The 7,662-nt window shown below is 39.4% G+C and carries 10 protein-coding genes; 7 read left to right on the top strand and 3 right to left on the bottom strand.

What is annotated here, in order from left to right:
- From HWQ37_RS29435 to cysK, 3 genes are all read right to left on the bottom strand, one after another.
- On the bottom strand, window positions 1-310 hold a 310-nt coding region (locus HWQ37_RS29435), incomplete at its 3' end, for a response regulator (protein WP_292753945.1).
- A 183-nt stretch (window positions 311-493) separates the two neighbouring features.
- Window positions 494-1,189 carry a LabA-like NYN domain-containing protein gene (locus HWQ37_RS29430; RefSeq protein WP_292753944.1) on the bottom strand — a complete coding sequence of 232 codons (696 nt, stop codon included), beginning with the start codon at window positions 1,187-1,189 and terminating at the stop codon, window positions 494-496.
- Window positions 1,190-1,718: 529 nt separating this feature from the next.
- Complete coding sequence (gene cysK / locus HWQ37_RS29425; protein WP_292753943.1) at window positions 1,719-2,678, bottom strand: cysteine synthase A; 960 nt, start codon at window positions 2,676-2,678, stop codon at window positions 1,719-1,721.
- Between the two features lie 1,005 nt (window positions 2,679-3,683).
- Here cysK and HWQ37_RS29420 point away from each other — a divergent pair.
- The 7 genes from HWQ37_RS29420 to HWQ37_RS29390 all read left to right on the top strand — a co-directional run.
- Window positions 3,684-4,106 (top strand): hypothetical protein, encoded by a 423-nt coding sequence (locus tag HWQ37_RS29420; protein WP_292753942.1) that lies wholly within the window; start codon window positions 3,684-3,686, stop codon window positions 4,104-4,106.
- 35 nt (window positions 4,107-4,141) lie between these two features.
- The gene (locus HWQ37_RS29415) at window positions 4,142-4,423 is read left to right on the top strand and encodes a hypothetical protein (RefSeq protein WP_292753941.1); all 282 of its coding nucleotides are present in this window, start codon (window positions 4,142-4,144) and stop codon (window positions 4,421-4,423) included.
- A gap of 2 nt (window positions 4,424-4,425) precedes the next feature.
- Window positions 4,426-4,737, top strand: a complete 312-nt coding sequence (locus tag HWQ37_RS29410; protein WP_292753940.1) for a hypothetical protein — start codon at window positions 4,426-4,428, stop codon at window positions 4,735-4,737.
- 335 nt (window positions 4,738-5,072) lie between these two features.
- Complete coding sequence (locus tag HWQ37_RS29405; protein ID WP_292753939.1) at window positions 5,073-5,435, top strand: hypothetical protein; 363 nt, start codon at window positions 5,073-5,075, stop codon at window positions 5,433-5,435.
- A gap of 149 nt (window positions 5,436-5,584) precedes the next feature.
- A complete protein-coding gene (locus HWQ37_RS29400; RefSeq protein ID WP_292753938.1) occupies window positions 5,585-6,592 on the top strand; it encodes an LLM class flavin-dependent oxidoreductase in 1,008 nt (335 codons plus the stop codon).
- Window positions 6,582-6,956, top strand: a complete 375-nt coding sequence (locus tag HWQ37_RS29395) for a hypothetical protein (RefSeq protein WP_292753937.1) — start codon at window positions 6,582-6,584, stop codon at window positions 6,954-6,956. The genes HWQ37_RS29400 and HWQ37_RS29395 overlap by 11 nt, the downstream gene beginning before the upstream one ends.
- 248 nt (window positions 6,957-7,204) lie before the next feature.
- A partial coding sequence (locus HWQ37_RS29390; RefSeq protein WP_465249725.1) for an Rpn family recombination-promoting nuclease/putative transposase occupies window positions 7,205-7,662 on the top strand: 458 nt, incomplete at its 3' end.

The following is a 7,662-nucleotide window of genomic DNA, read 5'->3' as shown; positions in this document are numbered from 1 at the left end:
GTTTGACCATGTAATCATCAGCACCAGTAGACAAACCAATGACGCGATCGATTTCCTCACCCTTAGCTGTGAGCATTAAAATGTAGGGATCTTTTGCACCTGGTTTCTGACGAATTCGGGCGCAAACTTCCAACCCATCTAAACCAGGAATCATTAAATCTAGAATGATTAAATCCGGTGGTTGCTCTTGAAACATCCGCAAAGCATTCATCCCATCGCGGCTAGTACGACAAAAAAATCCTTCTTTTTCTAAAGAGAGTTCAATTAAACGAGCAATTTCTGGTTCATCTTCAACTATTAAAATATCCATCTGAAAATATAAAGTCGAGCAAAATTGGGAATGGGGAATGGGGAATGGTGGCGGTAGTTGAGCGCAGTCGAAACTCAGTGTATCGCTGGAGAATGGGGAATTGGGATGGGGATTCGAACCCCACCCAATGTCATAAAGCTTCTATAGGCTTGCAATAGCTCAGTATAGATTTGAAATAGGGTATTAAAGGTTTAAATTTGACGATGTGCGATAACTATAGCCAAGATTAGAATCTTTTTGAATGTGTGCTTTAATACTATCGAGGTCAATGAAGCAGTCAGCAACATCAATCAAACTTTCACTAGTCGTTGTTTGCAGACTGACTACTTCCACCCTAACGCCCATTCTGCTGACAGCGTTCACAGCATAAGCTAAATCTCCATCGCCACTGACTAAAACTGCTGTGTCGTAGTAAGGAGCTAAAGTTATCATGTCTACAGCAATTTCTACGTTCAGATTTGATTTTTTGAAATTCTCTGCTGGCGCAACGAGATCCTTTGCGACTACACGATAACCATTACGACGCATCCACAATAGAAAACCCTGTTGCTTTTCATTACTGATATCAACTCCAGTATAGAAGAAAGCACGCAACAGTCTGGAACCACTGGTTAAATGACAAAGCAATTTAACATAATCAATTTCTATGCCGAGTTGTAAGGCTGTATGGAACAGGCTTAAGCCATCAATAAAAATCGCAACTCGACCACGATTTAAGTTATTCAAAATCAAACTATCAGGTGCAGGATCTCGCATCTTGGTATCTTTACCTTTGATAGCAGTATCGCTCAAATTTTGCCCTTGCCAGTGTGGTTTAGCTTTGAGTACTTTAGTTTCCTTAAATTCATTTCTTGGTTTGCTAAAATTAGTTATAATCATTGATACCTCTGATTTTAAAGTTGGAAAGAGTTTTGGGTAAATTTTCTATTAGTATAGTCTGTGCTGATTTATAACCTAGCAGGTAATGGTCTTGATGTTTAACTGGTGCTAAACAAGATTCAAAATAAACAGCCTAAAGTTTTCACTTTTGTTAACGTTGGTTTAACGAGATATTCTCTCTGTCCAAAGATATGTTAATCTTTACCCACCAAGACAGCAAGAGTTTGGAGAAAATAAATCTTTTGGTGAGGGTAGGGGCTGTTTTTGTTAGACCTGTTATTGCAGTCAACCCAGAAACGCTATATCTATAGTTCGGGTAAATATGAACTGTAAGACTTGTAACAAAAGCAACTCAATATATGCAAATTTAGCAGCTATGAGCGTAATAATATTTACGCAGCCGTGGGAGTGCCAAAGAGTTACAAGCAGTAATAATGTAATATGCGATGCGATCGCACCTTAAAAGGTAAGTTGTATTAATTAATGAGAAGGACAGGGAGATTTATTACTCTCTTGTCCCCCTATTTGCTTAACGCACGCCAGCAGTTTCTAAGGATAAATCTTGAAACATCGGTGTGCTGAGGTAACGTTCGCCAAAGGAAGGCTGAATCATGACGATTAAGCGTCCGGCATTTTCTGGACGTTTACCGACTTGAATTGCAGCACACAAAGCTGCACCAGAGGATATCCCAGACAATAAGCCTTCTTCTTTTGCCAAACGTCGCCCATAGGCGATCGCTTGTTCGTCGCTGACTCTAATTACTTCATCAACCAATTCTAGGCGGAGAACATCTGGGATAAATCCAGCCCCAATACCTTGAATTTTATGTGGCCCGGCTTCACCACCGGAGAGAACTGGACTGTTGCTGGGTTCAACTGCGATCGCTTTAAAAGTCGGCTTGCGCTGCTTAAGTACTTCTGCAATCCCAGTAATCGTCCCACCAGTACCTACCCCAGCAATGACAATGTCTACTTCCCCGTCTGTATCTGTCCAAATTTCTTCGGCGGTGGTTTCTTGATGAATCTTCGGATTAGCAGGGTTGCGGAACTGTTGCAACATAAAAGCATTGGGAGTATTAGCCACAATTTCTTCCGCTTTGCGAATTGCTCCCCGCATCCCCTCAGCGCCTGGTGTCAACTCCAAAGCTGCGCCATAAGCTCTCAGCATAGCCCGTCGTTCTTGGCTCATTGTCTCCGGCATGGTTAAAATCAAACGGTAGCCACGCGCTGCTGCTACCATTGCTAGAGCAATTCCTGTATTACCTGAAGTCGGCTCTACTAAAATAGTTTTTCCAGGGGAAATTGAGCCAGCCGCTTCTGCCGAGAGTACCATACTTAAACCAATGCGGTCTTTCACCGAAGCCGCCGGGTTCATGCCTTCTAATTTAACAACTATCCTTGCAACTACTCCCTCAGCTTGAGGAATTTTGTTGAGTTGAACTAAAGGAGTTCGTCCAATCAGTTCTGTTACGTCTTGAGCAATCCGCATTATTTAACTCCTAAAATCCTAAATCTTAGTACAGAGTATTTACTTATAACAATAAGCTCAATAAGCTTTGATGTATTTACTTTGCCGTTTAATGTTAATGAGTGCATATACTGTATATTCTAACTAAACCACAAAACATGAAAGCTTAGGAAGAACTTTTATTAGATATTCCCATCGATCCTGACTTTAGAAGAAGCTAGCTGACCATTCCTTTAGTTTACCATTTGGAATTGCTGACTATCGTCTCTGGGATTGAGATTAAATTTTTATAATTCTGTATATATGAATAATTTTTCGATGATTTTCTATTTTTTATAAAAATATAATTTACTTTCAAAATATTTAATTGCTTTTCATAACTTGTTAGTCTATCTTTATCAAGAGACGTTGGTATTGTTTTTTGAGTGCAGATTTTGGCAGTCAAAAATTGCATTAAAAAAAGCCTTTAACCATTGCCTACATTGCTTTGACATTGAGTGCAAAAACACCAGAACCTCACCTCGTAAATACTAGAACCCCGTCCGAAAAACACTAGCACCCATACCCCAATAAATTTTTATAAGACTTATCAGGTGTGGATTATAGGCTTTGAGTACTATTCTAATAAATTTAATAATCTTAACAGGGCTGGGGTAAACTGTTTTGTGGAGAGCGGCTGATATAAATCGTATAGGATTTACGCAGAGATTCCCCTCTACCCCCCAACATTCCTGAGCGCAAGCTTAGTGAACTAGGGGGGACTTCTTAATCTCTCTTTTGAGAGTAGGTTGAAACTAGATTCTCGAATCTAAGTGCGTTACTTCTGACTGAATAATCCGATGTTTTGTGAAAAGGTTGGTAACTTTTCATTAGTCAGGGATCAGTGGTGATGAGAAAAATAACTGAAAACTAACGATTATGAAAATTACTGATTAGAAATATTTTAATATCAAAACTGTTTGATTAGATAAACAGCTAAAGATATTTTCTTACTGGGTGCATACTACCTAGCAAGGGAGAGCCAAGATGAAAGCCAAACTTTTAAATGTTCTTACAGTTTGTGTCGTTACCTTCGCAGTGCTTTCACCAGGACTAGTAGTATTTGGCATAATCTGGGAGCGACATCTGGAGTTAGTAAAACCTCATAATTTAGCTTGTGAAGTTAACAACACAACTACAGATGCTTCCGCCTTGGCTCCCCAGACAGAGGGTACACATTCCCCTCAGACTAACATTAAATCCTCCGATCGTAATGTGGTTCATCAAATGCTGACTGTTGCTGAACAATATAAATTTGCCACTATCTTGCAATGGTTCTTCTTGTTAACCCCGATTTGTGTTGGGTTAGGGATTCTCTTTTACGACAGATATCTTGTTCATCGTGCTGCTGTTTTAAAAGAACAAGTTGAAATGTTGGAAAGACTGTGGCAGCAAAGTATCGAACAGTAACGAATTCACAATTTATTCAAATCAACAAAATTACCATGACAGAACAACGCGAACAACTGTATTTTAATCTGATTGATGAGTTACTTAAATGCCCTAATGGTCAAGAACCAGAAATTTTGGAATCTAAGCCCGAATTGATTGACTCCGGCTTAGTGCAAACAATGTTACAAGTAGCAACCATGTTTGCCCATGAAGGTAATCAAGATGGTGCCCAGTTTTTATTTTTTGTGGCGCGTGAGCTAGCGAAAGAATTAGGTTTATACCCTGAAGTTCCCAACACTGAAGTTGCAAATCCTGAAGTTGCAAATAAGGAGTAAAAATGCTATTGACTTCAACGGATGCGGGGCAAATAGCTTTAGAACTGCTCATGGCGGACTGGAATATTTCAGAAGAGAACAGGGAGTGGTTTACAATCTTTAGCTCTCGTCTGATTGGCGAGAGTTGGTACACTGTGGAACTAGGTATAGAAGGATTTCCCGATAGGTGGTTTATTCAAGTATATGACACTGGAGCGTGCGATCCAAACTATACATTTATTTCACCAATCCGTGGTTCAGAAGGATTTACAGATTTTGTAAATGTGCCGGATATCATCGCAGAGGTATTAGTTTGTGAACGCAATGCTCGGTAATAATAATTAAAGGTTCAAAAGTTAGAATTCAACAATGATTCGTAATTCGTAATTCGTAATTAAATCAAGACTTAGAGTCAGCGACCTCTAAAAGTTGTACCATTTATTATGGTTAGGGTTAAAATCCTAATTTATATATAACATAATTACGTTGGCGAGTCTGCTAATATCATTACGAATTACGAATTTTGAATATAAATATGCTTTACGCAAATCTGAGGTGATACCAAATGAGGTACACCTCTTTTTTTGTATAATATTTAAGATTTTATTTAAACTTAATACACTATTTTGTGAGATTTAACTGACAAAATTATGTTATATTAAATAGCGTGATGGACGCTACAGAAATATCAGTTCCAATGATTGCTGAAGATATCTTAGCCAAAGAATTCACAAGAGTCGTCAACCATTACTACCCGCAAGTTGGAGAATTGCTGGATGGGTGTTACGTGAAAGTCATCACCTGTTTTTGGGGACGACCTGCTAGACGTTTGCAATATATAGGAATTTATTGCTCTGCCGAAATGATTTCCTGTGTGCAAGCTCAAAAAGAAATACTTCGAGAAGTAGCAGACAATATGGGTCTAATCCAGGTTGTTTGTATGAATGCCAAGCGATTATTGCGCGATCCGATGTCAAAGGTCAAAGATAACAACCCACGCCTATGGTTGGAGTTGCAGTGGGTTGCAAATTAATCATTGATCGGATTTATTGAGAGGAGTAAATGCTTTTGTAGAGAGGATTTTATTCCTCAAATATTTAAGCACACTTTGTGCTTACTACAAACATATCGACCACTAGAATAACCAGCACCTACGGTGAATACAAAGTATCAACACAAGTAATGAAAACTGGAATTTTCTGCAATTACGATAATTTTCACCAAGATGCTCGTCGTGCCATCTTTGAGCAAGTTGCACTGGTAAAACAGGCAGAAAGCTTAGGTTTTGAAGAAGCGTGGGTGAGTGAGCATCATTTTAGTGAATCCAATCTCAGCCCGTCCATGTTGGTGTTAATGGCACATTTGGCTGGATTGACTTCAACTATCCAATTAGGCACGGCGGCGGTGTTGCTGCCATTCCACAACCCGATTCGGGTGGCGGAAGATATTGCCACTTTGGATAACTTGTGCAATGGACGATTATTATTTGGAGTTGCCAAAGGCGGACCCTTTCCTCAACAAAATAAGCATTTTGCGACACTTCCAAGTGAATCCCGTCCTAAAATGCTAGAGGCGATCGCATTGATTATGAAGCTATTATATGAAACTGATGTATCATTTAATGGGCGATATTACCAATGCGATCGCTTGACAATTTACCCCAAACCATTGCAGAGTAAAATACCAGTGTATGTTGCTACTGGCGGTGATGATGGTATTGAGTTGGCTGCTAAACATTCCTTCAGCTTGATGGGTGGGCCGCCATTTTCCCTAGAGAGATTGAAGGATACTGTTACCAAATATCGAGCCTTAAATTCTAGTGGTGCGGAAAACTTCGTATTGGCACGTTTCTTTTATGTTGGTAAAACATTTGATGAGGCTGTGAGTGAAGCGTTACCTTTTGTTCGCAAATTTAGCCAAAAAATGAAAGCTAATTCGGCTGAAATGTTGCAGAATAGTGCGAATCCCAACCAAAAACCATTCGACCGCACAAATATTTGTTTCGATGAAGATTATTTGATTGAGAACTCAATTATCGGTGATGTGGAGACTTGTCGAGACAAAATCAAGAAATTTCAGGACGAATTAAATTTAGGTACGCTAGCACTCAAACCCTCGTCTGCGAATCTGCAAAAAAACCTAGAGAGTTTGACGCGCTACAACCAAGAGGTGCGAAATTATGTCTTCTAAACTATACTTGCTTCCTCCCGATGATTTACCTCCAACTGAGGTAACAAAACAGGATGGAATGCTGCAAATGGAGCTAGAGCAGTCTACTGGCAGATGCTTTTTTTTAGCGTGCGATCGCATTACACGAGTACTGCTATCTAATTGTCAGTGGTATCTGACAACAGATGCTAGCATCTTAACACTAATTATTGACTGCCCTGACTTAGTAGCTTACTGGCATATTGTCAGCAATATTGCCCAGTTAGGTAATAGGTTAGAGCGGTTTGCTAGCAATGGTAAAATCCGCGTTTATCCGCCATTTGGTAAGGGGATGCCGTTTGAAATCAGCGTAAATGAAATATCTGCTTATCGAGATTGGCTTTGAGATAAATAGAAACTGGGAATCATCCTTATCGCTGTCTTCCACCCTGTACTTTTAAAGTGCAGGGTGTTGTATTTTATGAGAGATAGAATTCATTTTTTTTAATTGGATGTAGTTAGTTATTAAAGTAGAAATAACTACTGTTATTTTTGTATTTTGAGATGGGAATATTTAGGCGATCGCAACGTCCACACTCAATGGTAGTCTAAATAAAAGTGCAATAGCGATTATCTCAACCTATCTACTTGCTTATGTCCAAACCTGCTGATATCAGCACTAAACGCCTAATCAGCCTTGCACCCGATAACTGGGTAAAATGGGTAACACAAATTCCCGATGTTATTGTAGGTGAAATTCTCAACTCAGAATTTCAGTGGGTTAGTAGACAAAGTGATGTACTTATCCGTGTAGAGAATCCGCAGTATGGAAAATTTCTAGTTGTCAACGAATTACAACTGCGGTATAAACCGGAAATGCCACGACGGATGCGTGCTTATGCAGCTCTAGCTGAAGAGAAATATAATTTACCTACCTATCCGGTATTAATCAACATTCTTAAAGGAACTAACACAGAAATACCTACAAGTTATGCATCGAATGTTGCAGGTTTAAGAGCAACTCAAGATTATCGGGTGATTAACCTATGGGAAGTTGATGTAAATACTGTCTTTGAGACACCATTACCATCCTTAATTCCATTTGTACCCAT

The organism is Nostoc sp. NMS4, assembly GCF_017115095.1.
Lineage (GTDB): Bacteria > Cyanobacteriota > Cyanobacteriia > Cyanobacteriales > Nostocaceae > Nostoc.
Note: the sequence above shows the minus strand (reverse complement) of the source record. Positions and strands in the feature narration are given on the sequence as shown.